Source organism: Sphingobium sp. CFD-1 (genome assembly GCF_024611115.1).
Classification (GTDB): Bacteria; Pseudomonadota; Alphaproteobacteria; order Sphingomonadales; family Sphingomonadaceae; genus Sphingobium; species Sphingobium baderi_A.
The window spans coordinates 2,743,644-2,762,430 of sequence record NZ_CP084398.1 but is presented as its reverse complement, the minus strand read 5'-3'; the positions used below and the strand labels follow the sequence as shown (position 1 = coordinate 2,762,430).

Sequence of the window (18,787 nt, the reverse complement as noted above, 5' to 3'; positions counted from 1 at the left end):
GACACTTGGCCGGAAGCAACGCCTGAAACATGGCTGGAGACATTGATGCGTTTTACCCCTGCCTCGATTGCCCTTGCCGTCGTGCTGACGACCGTATCCAGCGCGGGCATGACCCAGCGGCCCGACGCGCAGATCGATCCGCGCTCGATTGAATGGCAGCGTGCGGGCGAAACCGCGCGCAAGGCGGGCAATCTGGAAGGCGCGAACGATGCGCTGGAAAGCGCGCTGGCCGTCGATCCGCGCAATCGCGCCGCTTATATCGAACTGGCGCAGGTGGCGCGGGCGCAGGGGCTGCAGGGCAAGGCCATCCGCCTGTACAATGAAGCGTTGCTGCTGGACCCGGCGGATGTCGGTGCGCTGGTGGGTCAGGGCGAAGCCATGGTGGAAAAGGGCGCCATCGCCAAGGCCAAGGAAAATCTGGCGCAGGCGCAAAAGCTGTGCCGCGCCGATTGCGCGGGCGTGGGCCCGCTTGTTGCCGCGATTGAAAAGGGACCGCCCGCCGCGGTGCTGAGCGCGAAGGAAGACGTGCCCGCACCCAAAGTCGTGCCGACCGAAACGCCCTGACCGGGTTCTGGCGGCCGCATATTGGGGCGGCAGGCTGCGGCCATTTGCGGACAACCCACCTTCGCGCAAGGCGAACGGAGATGGGAATGGCGGACAGTCCGCAATCCACCCAAATCCGCCATTTCCTTTGGCCTCTCACTTGATTCGCTTGGCATAAGGAACGGCTTGCCCTATGGGCGGCGGCGTCCGGGGCGCTTCAAGCGCGGCGGACATGATCGCGCTGGTGCCCCACGGGGCTGAAAAGGGAATGCGGTGCGGAGGGTTCGCCCTCTTATTCCGCGGCTGTCCCTGCAACTGTAAGCGGTGAGCGCGATGCGTATTGGTCCCACATTCCTGCAAAGGGGCGGGAAGGGGACCGGCCACTGGACGCATGTCCGGGAAGGCTGGCGCATCGCTGCTATGACCCGCGAGCCAGGAGACCTGCCAGCGCCCGGTCGCTCTTGCCCTGGTCCAGGGATAGGCCATGGCACGGTTTTCCGTCTGAGCGACGCTGCCAAGCGGCCGGGGCCGCATCGGTGCGCGTGGCGGGAACCGGCGTCGGCCTGTCGCGCGTGTCGACCGCGCGCGCGGAGTCCCCGGCCTTGAAAGTCGCAAGGACGCTCAGGGAAGAGACGAAAAAATGTTGAAATCGGGATTGCCGCTCATGGCATTGCTGGCGGCCACGCCTGCGTTGGCGCAGGATGACGATATTGTCGTCACCGCATCGGGCATTGAACAGCCGCGGGACGAGGTGGGACAGGCGATCAGCGTGATCGACGCCGACACCATCCGCACGCGGCAGGCGGTCGATGTGACGGATTTGCTGATGACGACGCCGGGTGTGCGTTTCAATCGCTCGGGCACGACCGGCGCGGCGACGGGCGTGTCGCTGCGCGGCGCGGAAACAACGCAGACGCTGGTGCTGATCGACGGCGTGAAGGTCAATGATCCCAGCGGAATTGGCGACGGCTATGATTTCGGCCATCTGCTGGTCGGTAATATCCGCCGGATCGAAGTGCTGCGCGGTTCCAACTCTGTCGTCTATGGCAGTCAGGCGATTGGCGGCGTGGTCAATGTGATGACGGGTACGCCCGCTGAAGGCTATGCCGCCAATGCCTCGGTCGATTATGGTTATAGCGATACGCTGAACGCCAAGGCCGATGTGTCTGGCACCAGCGGCATCGCTTCGGGCGGCGTGGGCATGGCTTATTTCCGTACCGATGGCATTTCCTCGGCAGCGCGCTCCTTTGGCGCCACGGAAAAGGACGGCTACAAGAACATTGCCGCCAATGCGAAGCTCAAGCTCAGTTTCACCGATACGCTCAGCCTCGACCTGCGCGGCTATTATATTCATGCCGATCTCGATTATGACAGCTTCTTCGGCGCACCCGCCGACAGCGCTGACATCAGCAAATCGGACCAATATGTCGGCTATGCCGGCATCAATCTCGCTCTGCTCGACGGCAAGCTGACCAATCGGGCGGCGGTCACCTGGTTCCGCAACGACCGCGACTATTATTTCGTGCGCGGCACGGACCCCGACTATGGCTATAGCGGCACCAACCTGCGCTTCGAATATGAAGGCGTCTATGCGCCGGTCGATCAGGCGAAGCTGGTCTTCGGCTATGAGCATGAGCGGCCCGATTATGATTTCTTCGGCTTCGGCGACACATCCAGTGCGAAGGCGAATATCGACAGCGTCTATGCCCTGGCCATCGTGAAGCCGGTCGCGGGGCTGTCTGTCACCGGCGGCGTGCGTCATGACGATCACAGCCAGTTTGGCGGCGCGACAACCTTTGGCGCGAACGCCAATTATACACCCAACCATGGCGCGACCAATTTCCGCCTGAGCTATGGCGAAGGGTTCAAGGCGCCTTCCCTCTATCAGCTTTACGATATGTTCAGCGGCAACGCGGATCTGAAGCCGGAAAGGTCCAAAAGCTACGATATCGGCTTTGACCAGAGCCTGGACGATGGGCGGGCGATGCTGTCGGTCACCGCTTTCCGCCGCGATACGCGTAACCAGATCAACTATGACAATAACAGCTTCCTCTATGGCAATCTCGACCGCACCCGCGCCAAGGGTGTGGAGGCGACGCTGACATTGAAGCCGGTCGATGCGCTCACTCTCACCGGTTCATATAGCTATATCGACGCGCGAGACCGGTCGCCTGGCAGCGTGGATGAAGGCAAGCGCCTGCTGCGCCGCGCCGCCAATGCGGTCAGCGTGTCGGCGGATTATGCGTGGCCCTTCGGCCTCAGCACCGGCGCGACGATCACCATGGTGGGCGACAGTTTCGACCTGGACGCGGGCCGGAACAGGGTGCAACTGGACGGCTATGCCATTGTCGGCCTGCGCGCATCCTTCCCGATCGGCGAGCATCTGGAGATATATGGCCGGATCGACAATCTGTCGGATCAGGAATACGCCACGGCCTATGGCTATGGGGTCTATGGCCGGTCGGCCTATGGCGGCGTGCGTGTCCGCTTCTGATCGCGCTGAAAAGGGACGGGCGTGAGCGTCCGTCCCCTATCGGCGGCGGGGCGCGGCGTTGATCTGCGCCACGATGCTGCGCGCGGCCAGCACATAGGCGGGGCCGCCGCAGACCGTCCACGCCTGCGGCACGCGGATGCGGGGGATGTCTTTCAGGATCGGATGGTGCAGCATCTCCGTCCCCTGATCGACCACCTGTTCGCTGCCGCTTTCGACGATCAGCCAGTCGGGGCGTGCGGCGATCATCTGCTCAAGGGGAATCTGCGCCAGAGCAGGCTTCCCCAGCTTGCCGGCAAGGTTGGTGAGGCCCGCGCGCCGCATCAGGTCATCGACCAGCGTGCCGGTGCCGGTCATATAACCGCGCCGCTGATAATAGGCCGCGACGCCGCTGCGCTGGGGCCGCGGCAGCGCGGCGAGGTCGCGGTTCATGCGCGCGATCAGCGCCTCGCCGCGTTCCGGGTGTCCCACCGCTTTGGCGGTCCGCCGGATCTGCTCCATCACCATCGGATAGCTGTCCGCGGTTTCCAGGCCCACTATATTCCATCGCCCGGGCGGCGCGCCCGCGACGGTGTCGCCCAGCGGAAAGCCCAGCAGCAGGTCCGGCGCGATCGCCATCACCTCCTCGGATGGACGGCGCAGGCTGCGGAAGGGGCGCGCCTGCACGGCGGCGGCCGACAGCTCCGCGTTACGCGCATTGCTGCTGAGGGCGGCGATCTGCCCCGGATCGGCAAGCGCCAGCACATATTGATCGGCGCAGACATTCAGCGACACGATCCTGCGCGGCACGCCGGGGGCAGGGGCCGCGCCGATCAGGCCAAACGCCGCAATGGCTCCCAGGAATTTCATCCACTGCATATATTTGCCCCTAGCAGCGCGGGACGGGGGCGCAAGGGATGACCGCGCGCCGCCGCCACCCGCTGCTGCTTCCCTTGCTGCTGCTGTTGCTTGTGCTGGCGGCCTGCGGGTCGGTCACGCTGGGCGCGGTGCCGATTTCGCCGGAGCGCCTGCTCGCCGTGCTGATGGGCGGTGGAGACGACATTGCCCGCGCCATCCTGATCGACCTGCGCCTGCCGCGCATGATCCTGGGCCTGCTGGTCGGCGGGATGCTGGGCCTGTCGGGCGCGGCGCTGCAAGGCTATCTCCGCAATCCGCTGGCTGAGCCATCCGTACTGGGCGCATCCAATGCGGCGGCGCTGGGGGCAGTGTGCGCGCTCTATTTCGGGCTGGCGCAGATGCATGTCCTTGCCCTCCCGCTGCTGGCGATATTGGCGGGGATGATCGCCATAGGGGGTCTTTTCCTCCTCGCCGGGCCGTCCGAAAGTCCGCTGACGCTGATCCTTGCCGGGATCGCCATAGCGACGCTGGCCGGAGCGGGGATCAGCCTGTCGCTCAACCTGTCGCCCAACCCTTTCGCCGCGATGGAGATTATGAGCTGGCTGATGGGGAGCCTTGAAAATCGCAGTTATGTCCATGTGCTGACGGCGCTGCCCTGCATCGCCATCGGCGCGGCCCTGCTGATCGCGGACGGACGCACGCTCGACGCGCTGACATTGGGCGAGGATGGCGCGCAGGCATTGGGCGTCGACCTTAAATGGGCGAGGCTGCGTTTGATGCTGGGCGTCGCGATCGGTGTCGGCGGCGCGGTCGCCGTGTCGGGTTCGATCGGTTTCGTCGGCCTGATCGTGCCGCATCTGATCCGCCCGCTGACGGATCGGTCGCCTTCCGCCATCCTGCTGCCATCCATGCTGGGCGGGGCGGTGTTGCTGACTTTCGCGGATATCGGCGTGCGGCTCATCCCGACGACCAATGAACTGAAACTGGGTGTGCTGACCGCCATGCTGGGTGTGCCGGTCTTCCTTGTTCACCTGATGCGGGAGCGGCGGCTATGGTGACGATCCGCGCAGAGCAAATGGGCGTCCGATTGGGCCGTCATACGGCCGTGCGCGGCGTCACGCTGGATATGCCGCCCGGTCAGCTTGTCGGTATCATCGGTCCCAATGGCGCGGGCAAATCATCCCTGATCCGCGCGATGCTGGGCCTGGTGCCGTTGAGCACGGGCAGCGTTTCCCTCAATGGCCGCGACGTCGCCGTCCTGTCGCGCCGCGCAATCGCGCAACATATCGCCTATCTGCCGCAGGGGCAGACGCTGCATTGGCCGCTGGCGGTCGAGCGGCTGGTCGCTCTGGGCCGGTTGCCGCATCTGGGCCCCTTGTCGCGGCTCACGCCTGCCGATGAGGCGCTGGTGGATGCGGCGCTGGCGCGGGCCGACGTGCTGCACCTGAAGGGCCGCATTGCAACCGAGCTTTCGGGCGGCGAACGCGCGCGCGTCCTGCTGGCTCGTGCGTTGGCGGTGGGCGCGCCCGCGCTGATCGCGGACGAGCCGCTCGCCGCGCTCGATCCGGGGCACCAGATCGACGTGATGGAGTTGCTGAGCGCCGAGGCGCGTTCAGGCGCGCTGGTCGCGACCGTGTTGCACGACCTTGGCATGGCGGCGCGCTACTGCGACCGCCTGATCCTGATGGATCGGGGCGAAGCGGTGGCGGACGGGGCGCCATTGGACGTGCTGACCCGCGCCAATCTGGCCCGCGTCTATGGCATCGACGCCTGGATCGGGGAGGAAGCCGGGCGGCCGGTGATCCTGCCGCTCAGCCGCGTCTGATCGCTTCAGTCCGCGAAGCCGCGCGGTGCGGCGTCCACCACAGTGAAGGCTCCCGCGCCCACTTCGGACACTTCCAGCGCCCGTTCCGCCACGCCGTCGCGGTTGAAGCGGAACGCGCCGTCGATCCCTGCGAACCCGCTCGAATCGCGTAGCCTTGCAGCGGGGAAGGGCGTTCCCACCTTCCACTCCCGCGCGATCCGCACCGTCAGCAGCACCGCGTCATAACCCAGCGCCGAAAGACGGAAGGGCGCATTGCCGTACCGCGCGCGATATTTACCCGCGAGCTGGCGATAGAGGCCGTCCGAAACGCTGGCGAACCACGCTCCGCGCAGCACCGGGCTGGACGACAGCGCATTGTCGGTGTTCCACAATTCCGTGCCCAGCAGCCGCGCATTGGCGCCGCCATTTTTCCGCACGACTGGTGCGATCTGCAACGCCACGCGCCCGCTGTCCGCGATCAGCAGCGCGTCATAGCTGGACGAAGCCTGCAATTTCTTGACCGCCGCCGTGATCGATCCGGCCGAACGGTCGAAGGTCTGGAGCGATACGACAGTGCCGCCAGCCTGCTCGACGGCCCGCAGCAGCGCCGTGCCGGCACGCTCGCCATAGACGCCCTTGGGCACCAGTCCCGCAAAGCTGGACAGGCCCTTTTCCTTCGCGAAGCCGACCACCCGGTCGATCGACTGGTTGGGATTGTAGCCGAGGATATAGACGCCCTTGCCCGCGACGCTCACATCGTTGGAAAAGCTGATGACCGGCACGCCCGCCCGCGCGGCGATCGGCCCTACGACCCGCGCGTCATCGGCCAGCAGCGGGCCAAGGATCAGCCGATTGCCGTCCGCCAACGCCTTGTTGACCGCCGCCGCCGCGCCCAGATTCGTGTCATAGGTGGTGATGCGGACCTTGTCGGCCTTGGTATCCAGCAGCGCCAGCGTCGTCGCATTGGCGATGGACTGGCCTACCCCGGCATTGGTCCCGCTCATCGGCACCAGCAGGGCGACGCGGTGCCGTTCCGTATCGGTCGGCAGTCCCTGCGTCACTTCCGGTCCCGTGGGCTTCGGACCGGTGGGCTTCGGACCTTCCCCCTTGGGCACGATCGACTGACAGGCGGCGACCAGCAAAGCGCTGACCGCAAAGAGAATGCGCGCGCCGCGCTTCGTGGCGGTCCATATGTCCGCTTGCCGGGGGGCATCCGTCTCTGTCATCTGGGGTCCTTATGGAAACTCAACTTGAACCCGGTCTTTATATCGTCGCCGGTCCCATCGGCAACCTTGGAGACCTGACGCCGCGCGCTGCGGAGATATTGCGCCGCGCCGATGTGATCGCCGTGGAAGATACACGGGTCAGCGCGCGTTTGCTGCGCCATGCGGGGTCGGATCGACCGATGCTGCCCTATCACGACCACAGCGCGGGGGGCGTGCGCGCCCGCCTGATCGAGCGGATGGCGAGCGAATCGGTGGCGCTGTTGTCCGATGCGGGGACGCCGCTCATCTCCGATCCCGGATATAAGCTGGTGCGCGATGCGCGCGCGGCGGGGCGGCGGATCACGACGCTGCCCGGCCCCAGCGCGGCCATCGCGGCGCTCACTTTGTCCGGCCTGCCGACCGACCGTTTCCTGTTCATGGGCTTTCTCCCCGCCAAGGCCAAGGCGCGCGCCGACACTCTGGCCGAAGTCGCTGCCCTGCGCGCCACGCTCATCTTTTACGAAAGCGGTCCGCGCCTGTCCGACAGCCTCGCCGCCATGGCGGAGGGGCTGGGCGACCGTGAAGCCGCCGTCAGCCGCGAAATCAGCAAGGCGTTCGAGGAAACCGCGACCGGCACCCTCACGGACCTTTCCGCCCGCTACGCCGACGCCCCGCCCAAGGGCGAGATCGTCCTCATCGTCGGCCCGCCCGGCGAAGCCCCGCCCGCCAGCGCGGAGGATGCCGACGCCGCCCTGCTGGAGGCGATGGAGCGGCTCCCCGTCTCCAAGGCAGCGGGGGAAGTGGCGAAGAAGCTCGGCCTCGACCGCCGCGCCCTCTACGCCCGCGCCATGGAACTCAAGGCGTGAGGAAACAGGCGGCGGAAAAGCGCGGGCGGCAGGCCGAACGCATCGCCGCATGGTGGCTGCGCCTCAAGGGCTGGCAGATTCTCGTCCGCCGCGCGCGGACTCCCGCTGGCGAAGTCGACCTTGTCGCAAGGCGCGGCGGCATGATCGCCTTTGTGGAGGTGAAGGCCCGCGCCACCGCCGCCGATCTCGACCTTGCCATAGACGAACGCCGCCTCTCCCGCGTCGCCGCGGCGGCGGAAATCCTGTTCCATGACCTTGCAAAGCCCGGAGACGACATGCGAATCGACGTGATGCTCCTTGCGCCGGGGCGTCCGCCGCGCCATCTGGCGAATGTCTGGCACGGGGGCTGACTGCCGCTTCCCGACCGCGCGCAGAAAGAAGGACGATCATGACCCAGTTGAACCCGCTCACCATTGCCGTTCAGATGGACCCGATGGAAGGGATCAATATCGCGGGGGATTCCACCTTCCACATCATGCTCGCCGCGCGGGAGAGGGGGCACAGGCTCTATCATTATCTCGCCCCCGACCTCACCTATCGCGAAGGCCGGGTGCTGGCGAAGGCGCGGTCCGTGCGCGTGCAGAAGGTCGCGGGCGATCATTTCATCTTCGGCGAGCCGGAAGTGCTGGACCTTGGCCGGGACGTCGATGTCGTGCTGATGCGGCAGGACCCGCCCTTCGACCTCAGCTACATCACCGCCACCCATCTGCTGGAGCGGGTGCAGGCCGAAACGCTGGTGGTGAACGATCCCGCCGCCGTCCGCGACGCGCCCGAAAAGCTGTTCGTGCTGGATTATGCGCGTTTCATGCCGCCCACCATGATCACCCGCGATCTGGACGAGGTGAAAAGCTTCCTTGCCGAACATGGCGAAATCGTCGTGAAGCCGCTTTACGGCAATGCGGGCAACGCCGTCTTCCATGTGGGGCAGTCGGGCGCGAATCTGTCGGCGCTGGTGGAACTGTTCAAATCCTCATGGGTCGAACCCTTCATGGTTCAGGCTTTCATCCCCGGCGTGGCGAAGGGCGACAAGCGCATCGTGCTGGTCGACGGCGAAGTCGCCGGCGCGGTCAACCGCATCCCCGGCGCGGGCGAGATCCGCTCCAATCTTGCGGTCGGCGGGTCGGCGGCGAAGACGCAGCTTACCGAGAAGGAAGAGGAAATCTGCGCCGCGCTCGGCCCGGAATTGAAGCGCCGGGGGCTGCTGTTCGTCGGCATCGACGTGATCGGCGGGGAGTGGCTGACGGAAATCAACGTGACCTCGCCCACCGGCATCGTGTCCATCGACGCCTTCAACGGCACGGACACCGGCGCCATGATCTGGGACGCGATTGACGCACGCCTCGCCGCGCGGGTGGCGGCATGACGGATCGGCGCTTTAAGGCATGACCGATTTCGTCCTGCGCCTGATCGACGCGGGCGGCTATTGGGGCATTTTCCTGCTGATGGTGCTGGAAAATGTCTTTCCGCCTGTCCCCTCCGAACTCATCATGGGGATAGGCGGCATCCGCGTCGGGCAGGGGCGGATGGAGATGGAATGGCTGCTGCTCGCAGGCACGATCGGCACCACGGTCGGCAATTATTTCTGGTATCTGGTCGGCCATATCCTTGGCTTCGGCAGGCTGAAACCGCTGGTGGACCGTTATGGCCGCTGGGCCACGCTGGAATGGAAGGATGTGGAGGCGCTGGACCGCCTGTTCGGCAAATATGGGCAGATCGTCGTCTTCGTCTTCCGCTTCATGCCCGCCTTCCGCACGATGATCTCCCTGCCCGCGGGGCTGTTCCGCATGGGGCATGTGCGCTTTCTGCTTTGGACAACGGGCGGCGCGTTCATCTGGAACGTCGTCCTTGCCTATGCCGGTTTCCTGCTGGGCCAGAATTTCCGCGACATCGACAAATATGTCGGCCCCGTGGCCACGGCCTGCGTGATCGGCGCGGTGGTGATCTACCTCTGGCGGCTGGCCACCTGGAAGCCGCGCGCCTGAATCAGAGGCTGAATCAGGCGCGGGGATGGGCGTTGCGATAGACGTCCAGCAGATGCGCCGCGTCCACCTGCGTATAGACCTGCGTGGAGGACAGGCTGGCATGGCCCAGCAGTTCCTGCAACGACCGCAAGTCCGCGCCGCGTCCCAGCAGATGGGTGGCGAAACTGTGCCGCAGCGCATGGGGCGTCGTCCGTTCCGACAGGCCCAGCCGTCCCCGCGCGCCCTGCACCGCGCGCCGGATGAGGGCCGGGGAGAGCGGCCCGCCCCGCGCGCCCCGGAACAGCGGCGCTTGTCGCTCCATCGCATGGGGGCAAAGCGCGACATAATGTTCTATCGCCTGCCGCACCTGCGGCAGCAGCGGCACCACTCGCGTCTTGTTCCGCTTGCCCGTGACGCGCAGCGTGTCGCCCAGGGGCAGCACATCGCCGCTCAGTCCCACCGCCTCCCCGATGCGAAGCCCCGCGCCGTAAAGCAGCATCAGCACCGCCCAGTCCCGCGCGCCGATCCATCCGTCGCGCGCCGTTTCGGCTATATCGTCCGCCAGCGCCACGACCTCGTCCGGGGAGATCGGCCGGGGCAGCCCGCGCTTCACCCTTGGTCCCTTGAGCGCCGGCACGCGGCCCTCCTCGCCGCCCGCGAATTTCAGGAATCCCCGCACCGCCGACAATTCCCGCGCGGCGGACAGGTTGCCGATCCCGTCCATCCGCCGCGCCGTCAGGAAAGCGCGCACATCCGCCTGCTCCAGCCGCGCCAGCATCGCTTGCGTCACCGCTTCGCCGCGATGCGCCTCCAGAAAGGCGGCCAGTCGCTCCGCCGTCGCCACATAAGCGCGCACCGTATGCACCGACCGCCGCCGATCCAGCGCCAGATGGCGCCGCCAATTCTCGACGAGGGCGGAAGATGCGGTCATGCCCTTATCTTAAGCCACGCCCCGCCCAAACGGAATCCCTTCCGCGCCGCCCTTGAAAAAGTCCCCGAAATAGGCACATGGGAAGCATGAACGCCCCCATCGATCCGGCCGACATGCCGACCGGCATCCGCATGACGCTGTCCCCGCTGGTAGGGCGCGTGCTGGCTCCGAACCCGTCGCCCTTCACCTATACAGGGACGCAGACCTATGTGGTGGGGACAAGCGACGTGGCCGTGATCGATCCCGGCCCGGACGAGGCGAACCATATCGCGGCCATCGTCGCGGCGACCGGCGGCCGTCCCGTCCGCGCCATCCTGTGCACTCACACCCATCGCGACCATAGCCCGGCGGCGGCTCCCCTGGCGGCGGTTGTCGGCGCGCCGATCATCGGCTGCGCGCCGCTGACGATGGAAGATGACGGCCCGCGCGCCGATGCGGCGTTCGACGCCGCCTATCGCCCCGACCGCATATTGACCGATGGCGATCAGGTGGCGGGCGAAGGCTGGACGCTTCAGGCGGTCGCCACGCCCGGCCATACCTCCAACCATCTCTGCTTCGCGCTGCTGGAGGAAAAGGCGTTGTTCACCGGCGATCATGTCATGGGCTGGTCCACCAGCGTCATTTCCCCGCCGGATGGCGACATGACGGATTATATGCGCTCGATGCAGCGGCTGCTCGATCGGGACGATGCGATCTACTACCCCGCCCATGGCGATGCGGTGGACAATCCCCGGCGGCTCGTGCGCGGCATGATGGGCCATCGCAAGCAGCGCGAAGGGCAAATTCTCCGCTTCCTCGAACGCAATGGCGCATCGCCCATCCCGGCGATGGTGGCGGAAATGTATAAGGGCGTGGACTCCCGCCTGCACGGCGCGGCGGGGCGTTCGGTCCTCGCGCACCTCATCGATCTGGACCAGCGGGGCAAGGCTGCTCCGCTGGATGATGGCCGATGGCGGCTTTGCTGAAACGCTATGGCGCGCCCGCGGCGCTCGCGCTGCTGGTGCTGATCGTCGGCGCGGCGATGCTGGCGGGGTGGCAGCGTTACAATCGCGATTATGTCGTGACGGTGGAGGAGGACGGGTCCGCCGTGACGAAGCTCATCGCCCAGCGTTTCACCGGCACGAGCAGCCTCAAGGTCTCCGAACTTTCCGGCACGATCCAGAGCACGGCACGCGATGTGCGCGGATTTGGCTGGCTGAAATCGGATCAGGTTGTGAAGATGCCCTTCTCCGTCGATTATTTCATCGACGTGAGCCATATCGGTCCCGAAGATCTGGAATGGAACGAAAAGACGCGCACGCTCATCGTCAATGCGCCGGACGTGAAGCCCGCGCGGCCCAATGTCGACGAAGCCGCCCGCACGCTGGTCCGCACCAACGGCCTGTTCGTCACGCGGCAGGCGGCAGAGGAACTCAGCCGCCGCACCTCTGTCCACGCGCAGGGCCGCGCCGAAAAGGAAGCGCGCTCGCCCGAACGCATGGCGCAGGCGCGCGACTATGGCCGGGCAGCGCTGGGCAAGCTGCTGGGTGCGCCGCTGGGCGCCATGGGCTATGGCGATGCGCGGGTGATCGTGACTTTCCCGCCGGAAAGGCCCAATATCGATAAAGACCAATGGGACGTCACCACGCCGATCAACGAGGTGCTGGCAAACAAGCGACAGGCCCGCTAGTGACCTGAATCTGAAGTTCGCTACACTATGGGGCAGGCGGTGATCGAACTTCAGCTTCATCAGGGTCACTAGCAAATATAGAATCTTGGTGTGGTTTATGGATTTGAAATACGCTCCATCCCTCGCCGCTATAGTGAGGCATATTTCAAATCCACCACACCAGGGGCCGCGACAGGGTAATCGAGGAGTTAGGCACATGAACGCGATCACCGGAATCCCGCAGGGCGTGGATCTGCGCGCGGAAATCGACCGGCTGCGGAAAGAACGCAACGCCGTCATCCTCGGCCATTATTACCAGAAGCCGGAAATTCAGGACCTGTCGGATTTCGTCGGCGATTCACTTGAACTGTCGCGCCGCGCGGCGGAAACGGACGCGGATGTCATCGCCTTTTGCGGCGTGCGCTTCATGGCGGAAACGGCCAAGATCCTCAGCCCCGAAAAAATCGTGGTCCTGCCCGACATGGACGCCGGCTGCTCGCTGGAGGATAGCTGTCCGCCCGCCCAGTTCAAGGCGTTCCGCGAAGCCCATCCCGATCATATTGCCTTGAGCTACATCAATTGCTCGGCGGAGGTGAAGGCGCTCAGCGACATCATCGTCACCTCCTCCTCGGCGGAGAAGATACTCGCGCAGATTCCGAAGGATCAGAAGATCATCTTCGGCCCCGACAAGCATCTGGGCGGCTATCTGAAGCGCAAGCTGGGTCGCGACATGCTGCTCTGGCCGGGTGTGTGCATCGTCCATGAAGCCTTCAGCGAAACCGAACTGGAAAAGCTGAAACTTCGGCATCCCGGCGCGCCTGTCGCCGCGCATCCCGAATGCCCCAGCCACATCGTCGATCTTGCCGATTATGTGGGTTCGACCAGCGGCATCCTCGACTATGCCAAGTCGATGGACGGCGACACGCTGATCGTCGCCACCGAACCGCACATCATCCATCAGATGCAAAAGGCGATGCCGCACAAGAATTTCATCGGCGCGCCCGGTGCGGACGGCAACTGCAACTGCAACATCTGCCCCTATATGGCGCTCAACACGATGGAAAAGCTCTATCTGGCGCTGCGTGACCTGCAACCGCGGATCGAAATGGACGAGGAACTGCGCCTCGCCGCGAAAAAGAGCCTCGACCGGATGCTTGAGATGGCGAGTGGCACGGTGGGACAGGGCGACCTCGGTCAGCGTTAGGCCGGCCGGGGAGGGGCATCATGTTCGGCCTTCCCGACAGCGAATTGGGGATCGCTTTCTACATCCTCGAATGGGTGATCCGCATCGGCGCGCTGGTTGCGATTCCCTTTCGCCGTTCGCCCGCCGCGACGCGTTCCTGGCTGCTGCTGATCTTCTTCCTGCCGGTGCCGGGGCTACTCCTGTTCCTGACGATCGGCTCCCCGCATTTTCCCGAATGGCGGCGGGAAAGATTCCGCGAACTGGATGGCTGGTTCCATATCCTGGGGTCTCGCCTCGCCGCTTATGCGCCGCCACCGCAGCCGGACCGGGACGCCATCGTCGCGCTCACGGCCTCGCTCGGCAAGATGCCCGCGACGACCGGCAACGCCGTCGATCTGATCGCGGACTATGATGCCGCGATAGACCGACTGGTCGCCGACATCGACGGTGCGCGCAGCCATGTCCGCATCCTGGTCTATATCCTCGCCAATGATTCGGTAGGCCAGCGCGTCGCCGATGCGCTGGGCCGCGCCGTCACGCGCGGCGTGGCGGTGGAGGTGATGTTCGATCCCGTCGGATCGCGCCCATGGAGGCGCGGCACGCTGGCGATGCTGGAGGCGGCGAACGTTCCCCATCGGGAGGCTCTGCCCTTCCGCTGGCTGCGGGGACGCACGCGCAGGGATATGCGGAATCATCGCAAGCTGTTCGTGATCGACGGCGAGATCGGCTATGTCGGCTCGCAGAATATCGTCGCAAAGGACTTCAAGCCCGGCATCGTCAACCGCGAACTGGTCGCCCGCGTCACCGGCCCCGTGGTGGCGCAGATGGAAGCGTTGATCCGCGCCGACTGGTATCTGGAAACGCACAAGCTGTCGGCCTCGCCCGTCGTCGTGCCGCAACCCGCCGGACAGGCCGTGGCGCAGCTTCTGCCCAGCGGCGCGGAATATCCGTTGGAGGGGTTCAAGACGCTGCTGGTGTGGCAACTGCATCAGGCGCGCAGCCATGCAATTATCGTCACCCCTTATTTCATACCCGACGACGATCTGGTCGACGCCATGCGGACGGCGGCGCTGCGCGGGGTGCGGATCGACATCGTCGTATCGGCGGCGGTGGATCAATGGCTCGTTCGCCTCGCCCAAAACTCCTATTATGCGGAGCTGCTGGCGGCGGACATCCATATCCACGCCTATCGCCGCTATCTGCTTCACGCCAAGACGGTCAGCGTCGACGGCCGCCTTGCCCTGATCGGGTCGAGCAATGTGGACCTGCGTTCCTTCCAGTTGAATGAGGAGGCAAGCCTCCTCCTGTTCGACACGGAATCGGTGGCGCATGTGGAAGCGGTACAGCGCGAATGGCTGGCCCATAGCGATGAGATTGAGCGCGCCGCATGGCAGGCCCGGCCGTTCCCGCGCAAGATCGCGGAGAATATCGCCCGCATGGTGGGATCGCTGCTTTAGTTGCGTCCGATACTGGCATCGGGCGGCGGGATCGCTTATCGCCTTGCCCCATGAAAAAGCTGCCGGCCCTGCTCCGTTCGAGCGCCCTGACCCTCGCGGTCGCCCTCTCTCCAGCCCCGATCGCCGCCGCGCCTGTCGTGCCCGGCGATCCCTATATCTGGCTGGAAGATATTGAAGGCCCCAAGGCCATCGCGCAGGTCGAACAGTGGAATGGCGAAACCGATCGCCTGCTGCGCGCCGATCCATCCTTCGAACAGGACCGCGCCCGCGCCAGGGCGATCCTCGACGACGAAAGCCAGATCGCTGCCCCCGATCAGGTGCTGGGCGACCGCGTCATGAACCTGTGGCGCGACGCGAAGAACCCGCGCGGCCTGTGGCGTTCGACCGACCTTGCCTCCTATCTGGCGGGCAAGCCCAACTGGACGACCGTGATCGACCTCGACGCGCTCGGCCAGGCGGAGGGCAAAAGCTGGGTCTGGCACGATGCCGACTGCCTCGCGCCCGATTATGAACGCTGCCTCATCTCGCTCAGCCCCGGCGGCACGGATGCCGATGTCGTGCGCGAATTTGACCTTTCCACTGGTCAATTTGTGGAGGGCGGCTTCATCCTGCCCGAAGCCAAGAGCGATGTGGCATGGGCGGACAGGGACACGCTGCTGGTCGCCACCGATTATGGCGCGGGCACGCTCACCGCTTCGGGCTATCCCCGCATCGTGAAGCGGTGGAAGCGCGGCACGCCGCTCGCCGCCGCGACGCTGGTGAAGGAAGGCGCCGTCGGCGACATGACGCTCGCCCCCCGTGTCGAGCCGGACGGAGACAGGCGCTGGATCTTCATCAACCGCGCGCTGACTTTCTACACGGCGGAACTCTGGCTGGAGGGGGAAAGCGGCAAGCTCATTAAGACGCCCGCGCCCGAAACAGCCGAACTTCGCGCTGTCATCCAAGGCCGGATGATCGTTTTCCTGAACGACCCGCTGGGCGATATTCCCGCCGGATCGCTGGTCGCATGGCCGCTCGCGGACGTGGCGGCGGGCAAGGCGGGCGCGCCCGAAGTCGTGCTGAAACCCACCGCCCATGCCGTTGTCGAGGAGGTGCGCGCGACGGACCATGTTCTTTGGGTCAAGCAACTGGATGACGTATCCGGCGCGCTCCTCGCGCTCACCCGCGATCCCGCGACCGGGCAATGGAGCAGCCGCGCCGTGCCGCTGGCCGACAAGGCGACGGTGCATCTAGCGGGCGCAGCGGACAAGCGGGACATTATCTTCGTCTCGGTCGAAGGGATGCTGACCCCGCCCAGCCTGATGGCTGCTGGTCCCGATGGCGCGGCCCGCATGGTCCAGCAGCTTGCCCCTCGCTTCGACGCCAGCCAGTTCACTGTGGAACAGCGATTCGCCATGTCGAAGGACGGCGCCCGCATCCCCTATTTCCTGGCCCGTAAAAAGGGCGTGGCCGGCCCGGTCCCCGCGCTGATCCATGCTTATGGCGGTTTCCGGGCCGCGCAGACGCCGACATACCTCACCACCGAACCCTATCGCGCCGGGCCGCTCGGCCTGTTCTGGGTAGAGGACGGCAATGCCTATGTCCTCGCCAACATTCGGGGCGGGGGCGAATATGGCCCCGCATGGCACGCAGCGGCTCTGCGCGAAAAGCGGCAGAACGCCTTCGACGATCTCGCCGCCGTGGCGGAGGATCTCGTCAGGACAGGCGTAAGCGCAAAGGGCCGCATCGCCATTTCCGGCCGTTCCAATGGCGGCGTTCTGGTCGGCGCGGCGATGACGCAGCGGCCCGATCTCTATGGCGCGGTGATCGCCGGTTCGCCACTGGAGGATATGAAACGCTATTCCCACCTCTCTGCGGGCGCGTCCTGGGTCGCCGAATATGGCGATCCCGACAAGCCGGAGGACTGGGCCTTCCTGCAAAAATGGTCGCCCTATCAGAATGTCCGCAAGGGCGTGACATATCCGCCCGCCTTCTTCTATCTTTCGACCAAGGACGACCGCGTCCATCCCGGCCACGCGCGCAAGATGGCCGCGAAGCTGAAAGATTATGGAAATACCGTCTATTATCACGAATATCGCGAAGGCGGCCATTCGGTCGGCGCGGACCATGCGGAGGATGCCGTGCGCGCCGCCTTGCTGCACGCCTTCCTGAAGCGCGAGATGGGCCTGAAACGCGAAATCGGTGGGGAGAAGAAATGATGAGCCTGTTCGATCTGCCCGGCTTCGACCTCGATGCCTTCGTCCGCGCCACTCTCGCCGAAGATATCGGCCCCGATGCCCGCGATGTGACGAGCGAAGCCGTGATCCCCGCCGATGCGATCTTCGAAGGGGTGATGGACAGCCGCGACGCCGTGACGCTCGCCGGGCTTCCCATCGCCGCCGCTTTCTTCCGCCATCTCGACCCCGATGTGGAGATTGAGATGCTGGCGCAGGACGGTGACCGCGTGCCGGCCGGGACCGACATCATGCGGATGAAGGGCAAGGCGCGCGCTATGCTGACGGCGGAGCGGTCCGCGCTCAACACCGTCCAGCACCTGACCGGCATCGCCACCATAACCCGCGCCTATGTCGACGCGATCCTGGGCACCGGCGCGACCCTGCTCGACACGCGCAAGACCATTCCGGGCCTGCGCGTGCTGGAGAAATACGCCACGCGACAGGGCGGCGCGACCAATCACCGCATGGGCCTTTGGGACGCGGCGATGATAAAGGATAATCACGTCGCCGTCGCCGGATCGGTGGAGGAAGCCGTTCGCCGCGCGGCCGCCGCCGGCATTGCGCGCATCATCGTGGAGGTCGACCGCGTCGACCAGATCGAGCCTGCGCTTGCTGCTGGAGCGACGCATCTGCTGCTCGACAATATGGACGCGCCGACCCTACGGGGGGCGGTGACTTTGGTGGGCGGCCGCGTGCCCACGGAGGCATCGGGCGGCGTCACGCTGAAAACCATACGCGCCAAGGCTGAAACAGGCGTCACCTATATCAGCGTCGGCCGCCTGACCCAGTCCGCTCCGGCCGCCGACATCGGCCTCGACTTCGCCTATGCTTAGGGTCGCGCTGGCCCTGCTTGCGTTCCTTGTGCCCGGCATGGCCTTGGCGCAGGCCGTTCAGTGCAGTCCGCCCGCGCAAATGCCGCGTCCCCGGCCGGTGCAGCCCGGGACGGGCGAAGCGGGCCGGATCATGCCGATCGGCAGTTACACGCTCGCTTTGTCATGGTCGCCGCAATATTGCTCGACCGCGCGCGGCAGCGACAGCGCCTTCCAGTGCAAGGGCCGCAATGGCCGTTTCGGCTTCGTGCTGCACGGCCTGTGGCCGGACGGCGTGGGCCGGACATGGCCGCAATTCTGCCGCAAGGCCGACCTGCTGCCGAGAGAGGTCATCCGGCAGAATCTGTGCATGACGCCTTCGGCGCAACTCCTTCAGCATGAATGGGCCAAGCATGGCACCTGCATGGCGAGCAAGCCGGAACTCTATTTCGATCTGGCCCGCGCTTTCTATCAGTCGATGCGCTTTCCCGACATGGCGGCGCTGGCGCGGCGCGACAATCTGACCGTGGGGCAGTTCACGGACGCCTTCGTCCGCGCCAACCGCAGGCTGCGGCCGGACATGATCCGGGTCAGGACCACGCGCGGCAACTGGCTGTCGGAAATATGGATTTGCATGGACCGGGCGTTGGAGTTCGCCCGCTGTCCTGCGGGCAAGGATGGCGCGAAAGGCGCGGCCTATCTTCGTATCGAACCCGGTCCGGCGATGCCCCGGCCTAGCCCGGCCAGGCAGGCCCCGGTCACGCCGGCGCGCAAGCCTGGGCTGATCCTCAATCTCGATCCCAACACGCAGCCGCTCAAGAATGGCGGCAGATAGG

The 18,787-nt window shown here is 65.6% G+C and carries 18 protein-coding genes and 1 riboswitch; of the genes, 15 read left to right on the top strand and 3 right to left on the bottom strand.

The genetic code is table 11. From position 1 onward, the window contains the following. Positions 1 to 45 precede the first annotated feature (45 nt). A complete protein-coding gene (locus LDB26_RS13905) occupies positions 46 to 564 on the top strand; it encodes a tetratricopeptide repeat protein (protein WP_062069010.1) in 519 nt (172 codons plus the stop codon). Positions 565 to 768: 204 nt separating this feature from the next. Next, positions 769 to 1,007, top strand: a riboswitch (cobalamin riboswitch). Between the two features lie 176 nt (positions 1,008 to 1,183). Next, positions 1,184 to 3,037, top strand: a complete 1,854-nt coding sequence (locus LDB26_RS13900; protein ID WP_257538848.1) for a TonB-dependent siderophore receptor — start codon at positions 1,184 to 1,186, stop codon at positions 3,035 to 3,037. 36 nt (positions 3,038 to 3,073) lie between these two features. Here LDB26_RS13900 and LDB26_RS13895 read toward each other — a convergent pair whose 3' ends face one another. Beyond that, positions 3,074 to 3,892: an ABC transporter substrate-binding protein gene (locus LDB26_RS13895; protein ID WP_257538847.1), complete on the bottom strand. Its 819-nt coding sequence runs from the start codon at positions 3,890 to 3,892 to the stop codon at positions 3,074 to 3,076. Positions 3,893 to 3,930: 38 nt separating this feature from the next. Here LDB26_RS13895 and LDB26_RS13890 point away from each other — a divergent pair, with 38 nt between their 5' ends. Beyond that, a complete protein-coding gene (locus tag LDB26_RS13890; RefSeq protein ID WP_257538844.1) occupies positions 3,931 to 4,929 on the top strand; it encodes an iron ABC transporter permease in 999 nt (332 codons plus the stop codon). Continuing rightward, positions 4,923 to 5,696 (top strand): ABC transporter ATP-binding protein, encoded by a 774-nt coding sequence (locus LDB26_RS13885; protein ID WP_257538842.1) that lies wholly within the window; start codon positions 4,923 to 4,925, stop codon positions 5,694 to 5,696. Before LDB26_RS13890 ends, LDB26_RS13885 begins: the two co-directional genes overlap by 7 nt. 5 nt (positions 5,697 to 5,701) lie before the next feature. On the opposite strand, the gene LDB26_RS13880 is transcribed toward LDB26_RS13885, so the two are convergent. Continuing rightward, a complete protein-coding gene (locus tag LDB26_RS13880) occupies positions 5,702 to 6,901 on the bottom strand; it encodes a penicillin-binding protein activator (protein ID WP_257538840.1) in 1,200 nt (399 codons plus the stop codon). Positions 6,902 to 6,912: 11 nt separating this feature from the next. Between LDB26_RS13880 and rsmI the strand changes: the two genes are divergently transcribed. Genes rsmI through LDB26_RS13860 form a run of 4 tightly spaced genes read left to right on the top strand, consistent with a single transcriptional unit; the run spans position 6,913 to position 9,728 of the window. Continuing rightward, positions 6,913 to 7,746, top strand: coding sequence for a 16S rRNA (cytidine(1402)-2'-O)-methyltransferase (gene rsmI, locus LDB26_RS13875; protein ID WP_257538838.1), 834 nt, complete (start codon positions 6,913 to 6,915; stop codon positions 7,744 to 7,746). Continuing rightward, positions 7,743 to 8,096: a YraN family protein gene (locus LDB26_RS13870; protein WP_257538836.1), complete on the top strand. Its 354-nt coding sequence runs from the start codon at positions 7,743 to 7,745 to the stop codon at positions 8,094 to 8,096. Before rsmI ends, LDB26_RS13870 begins: the two co-directional genes overlap by 4 nt. Positions 8,097 to 8,134: 38 nt before the next feature. Beyond that, a complete protein-coding gene (gene gshB, locus LDB26_RS13865; RefSeq protein ID WP_257538833.1) occupies positions 8,135 to 9,109 on the top strand; it encodes a glutathione synthase in 975 nt (324 codons plus the stop codon). Between the two features lie 19 nt (positions 9,110 to 9,128). After that, entirely contained in the window at positions 9,129 to 9,728 is a 600-nt protein-coding gene (locus tag LDB26_RS13860) for a DedA family protein (RefSeq protein ID WP_031290797.1), read from the top strand. A 13-nt stretch (positions 9,729 to 9,741) separates the two neighbouring features. Here LDB26_RS13860 and LDB26_RS13855 read toward each other — a convergent pair whose 3' ends face one another. Further along, positions 9,742 to 10,638 carry a tyrosine recombinase XerC gene (locus LDB26_RS13855; protein WP_257538831.1) on the bottom strand — a complete coding sequence of 299 codons (897 nt, stop codon included), beginning with the start codon at positions 10,636 to 10,638 and terminating at the stop codon, positions 9,742 to 9,744. An 86-nt stretch (positions 10,639 to 10,724) separates the two neighbouring features. Here LDB26_RS13855 and LDB26_RS13850 point away from each other — a divergent pair, with 86 nt between their 5' ends. From LDB26_RS13850 to LDB26_RS13820, 7 genes are all read left to right on the top strand, one after another. Then, a complete protein-coding gene (locus LDB26_RS13850) occupies positions 10,725 to 11,603 on the top strand; it encodes an MBL fold metallo-hydrolase (protein ID WP_257538829.1) in 879 nt (292 codons plus the stop codon). Then, positions 11,588 to 12,307 (top strand): DUF4230 domain-containing protein, encoded by a 720-nt coding sequence (locus LDB26_RS13845; protein ID WP_257538827.1) that lies wholly within the window; start codon positions 11,588 to 11,590, stop codon positions 12,305 to 12,307. The genes LDB26_RS13850 and LDB26_RS13845 overlap by 16 nt, the downstream gene beginning before the upstream one ends. A gap of 196 nt (positions 12,308 to 12,503) precedes the next feature. Beyond that, positions 12,504 to 13,490: a quinolinate synthase NadA gene (gene nadA / locus LDB26_RS13840; RefSeq protein WP_062067892.1), complete on the top strand. Its 987-nt coding sequence runs from the start codon at positions 12,504 to 12,506 to the stop codon at positions 13,488 to 13,490. Positions 13,491 to 13,510: 20 nt separating this feature from the next. After that, complete coding sequence (gene cls, locus LDB26_RS13835) at positions 13,511 to 14,926, top strand: cardiolipin synthase (RefSeq protein ID WP_257538825.1); 1,416 nt, start codon at positions 13,511 to 13,513, stop codon at positions 14,924 to 14,926. A 50-nt stretch (positions 14,927 to 14,976) separates the two neighbouring features. Then, positions 14,977 to 17,124 carry a prolyl oligopeptidase family protein gene (locus LDB26_RS13830; RefSeq protein ID WP_257538823.1) on the top strand — a complete coding sequence of 716 codons (2,148 nt, stop codon included), beginning with the start codon at positions 14,977 to 14,979 and terminating at the stop codon, positions 17,122 to 17,124. After that, positions 17,121 to 17,975, top strand: a complete 855-nt coding sequence (nadC, locus tag LDB26_RS13825) for a carboxylating nicotinate-nucleotide diphosphorylase (protein ID WP_257538820.1) — start codon at positions 17,121 to 17,123, stop codon at positions 17,973 to 17,975. Before LDB26_RS13830 ends, nadC begins: the two co-directional genes overlap by 4 nt. Further along, on the top strand, positions 17,968 to 18,786 hold the full coding sequence (locus LDB26_RS13820) for a ribonuclease T2 (protein ID WP_257538819.1): 819 nt from the start codon (positions 17,968 to 17,970) through the stop codon (positions 18,784 to 18,786). Before nadC ends, LDB26_RS13820 begins: the two co-directional genes overlap by 8 nt. Position 18,787: the final 1 nt, after the last annotated feature.

Coding starts and splice junctions, on each gene's coding strand:
- LDB26_RS13905 (WP_062069010.1), top strand. CDS start 46: ATGCGTTTTACCCCTGCCTCGATTGCCCTTGCCGTCGTGCTGACGACC.
- LDB26_RS13900 (WP_257538848.1), top strand. CDS start 1,184: ATGTTGAAATCGGGATTGCCGCTCATGGCATTGCTGGCGGCCACGCCT.
- LDB26_RS13895 (WP_257538847.1), bottom strand. CDS start 3,892: ATGCAGTGGATGAAATTCCTGGGAGCCATTGCGGCGTTTGGCCTGATC.
- LDB26_RS13890 (WP_257538844.1), top strand. CDS start 3,931: ATGACCGCGCGCCGCCGCCACCCGCTGCTGCTTCCCTTGCTGCTGCTG.
- LDB26_RS13885 (WP_257538842.1), top strand. CDS start 4,923: ATGGTGACGATCCGCGCAGAGCAAATGGGCGTCCGATTGGGCCGTCAT.
- LDB26_RS13880 (WP_257538840.1), bottom strand. CDS start 6,901: ATGACAGAGACGGATGCCCCCCGGCAAGCGGACATATGGACCGCCACG.
- rsmI (WP_257538838.1), top strand. CDS start 6,913: ATGGAAACTCAACTTGAACCCGGTCTTTATATCGTCGCCGGTCCCATC.
- gshB (WP_257538833.1), top strand. CDS start 8,135: ATGACCCAGTTGAACCCGCTCACCATTGCCGTTCAGATGGACCCGATG.
- LDB26_RS13860 (WP_031290797.1), top strand. CDS start 9,129: ATGACCGATTTCGTCCTGCGCCTGATCGACGCGGGCGGCTATTGGGGC.
- LDB26_RS13855 (WP_257538831.1), bottom strand. CDS start 10,638: ATGACCGCATCTTCCGCCCTCGTCGAGAATTGGCGGCGCCATCTGGCG.
- LDB26_RS13850 (WP_257538829.1), top strand. CDS start 10,725: ATGAACGCCCCCATCGATCCGGCCGACATGCCGACCGGCATCCGCATG.
- LDB26_RS13845 (WP_257538827.1), top strand. CDS start 11,588: ATGGCGGCTTTGCTGAAACGCTATGGCGCGCCCGCGGCGCTCGCGCTG.
- nadA (WP_062067892.1), top strand. CDS start 12,504: ATGAACGCGATCACCGGAATCCCGCAGGGCGTGGATCTGCGCGCGGAA.
- cls (WP_257538825.1), top strand. CDS start 13,511: ATGTTCGGCCTTCCCGACAGCGAATTGGGGATCGCTTTCTACATCCTC.
- LDB26_RS13830 (WP_257538823.1), top strand. CDS start 14,977: ATGAAAAAGCTGCCGGCCCTGCTCCGTTCGAGCGCCCTGACCCTCGCG.
- nadC (WP_257538820.1), top strand. CDS start 17,121: ATGATGAGCCTGTTCGATCTGCCCGGCTTCGACCTCGATGCCTTCGTC.
- LDB26_RS13820 (WP_257538819.1), top strand. CDS start 17,968: ATGCTTAGGGTCGCGCTGGCCCTGCTTGCGTTCCTTGTGCCCGGCATG.